The 1,335-nt window shown below is 35.2% G+C and carries 1 pseudogene; it reads right to left on the reverse strand.

Going from position 1 to position 1,335, the window contains the following annotated elements:
• Positions 1 to 97, reverse strand: a pseudogene (locus tag FTV31_RS16925) (helix-turn-helix domain-containing protein); the annotation flags it as partial.
• Positions 98 to 1,335 lie beyond the last annotated feature (1,238 nt).

Genomic DNA, 1,335 nt, shown 5'->3' on the forward strand with positions numbered 1-1,335 from the left:
AATTTTTACTTAAAATTCCTTTATTTATATGATTGTAAATTGTCTGTCTATTTATGCCGTAAAGCTTGGATAATTCAAGAACTGAAAGACTTTTCATGTTGTAAAGTGATGCCTATTGTTGTCTAAAGTCACTGTCTAATAGACTGTAAAATTTACAGACTGGATAGATATAGTTTTACATATATACCATCTGATTTTATCTAATATTTAAATTGTTGTATTAACTAGACTGTCTAAAAATCTTGGACGGGTTTATAAAAATTAATCAAAAACAAATAGATATTGGTGTATTTAATTTGAGCAAATAACAATTTTTTTTTGAAAAAGAGTGAAACTTATTTTTTAATGAAAATAGAAATTAATCAAATAGATGTAGATGATTTTTTAATAAGAAATTAGAAAGAGTGAAAGTTAAGGGCTTGAATTGAGTAAAAAAAAACCGCTGACACCTTGCAGTATCAACGGGTTTTTCTTATATTCAGCGGTACGCAGTTATTTGATGTTGACGCATCAGATAACGAAGATCAGCAGAGCTACCAACTCGTGCAGATTTCACCAAAGGCTTGTACCTGTTCGCACATTTTAACGTTATGAGCAGTAATTTCAAGTCAAAACATGAATTACTTCGTTATTGAATCGTTTTGTGTCCATTAAATAAGCAATCTTGAATTCGAGCTTTGCCCGCTTCTGCGTGTCCGTTTATTCGGGTCTAGGCATGTGGTGTGGGTGGATGGAATAAAGCGACGCTAGCGCACCACAGCGATTGTTTTACAGTAATGTAGAGCAGGAGTTGCTACTAGGGGATATCGACAAAGCAACAGCGTGATGAGTAGTTCAGGGATGCTTTAAATTGTATGTTGGGGAAACCCTCGCAGAGAGAAGTGACCTGTTCGGTTTGAGAACGTGTCGATGCGGTGTGTGAATCGTAATCTCAGCCTGTGTAGGAAAGCACAATTACCTACTGTCGTGGACGACCGATGCGTGGCTCCGTCAGCCCAAATTGGTGTTCGGCAATACTTTAAGAGCAAGCAATTTTTTGTAAGCTCTTAGGGTGAGTATTGCCGAAACTCTCTCAACATTCACCATCAGCCCAGAGTAAAACGAAGGCTGTGGAGAATGTTGAGAGAGTGAGAGCATTAAAAAAAATATTTTTATAAAATTAAATGGTGATGATATGAAATCTACTTTAGAAGATCTTGAATGGTTTGAAATGATGTTTATTGCAAATCATAGAGGTATAAAAACGCTAACATCTCAAATTAAAGAAGTTCGTAAAGAGTTAAAAGAAAAAGAAGCTTTAGTAGATCCTAAGGATGAATCTATTCAGAGTCTAAA

Origin of the sequence: Acinetobacter sp. YH16031 (assembly GCF_013417335.1) — a bacterium.
Taxonomy (GTDB): domain Bacteria; phylum Pseudomonadota; class Gammaproteobacteria; order Pseudomonadales; family Moraxellaceae; genus Acinetobacter.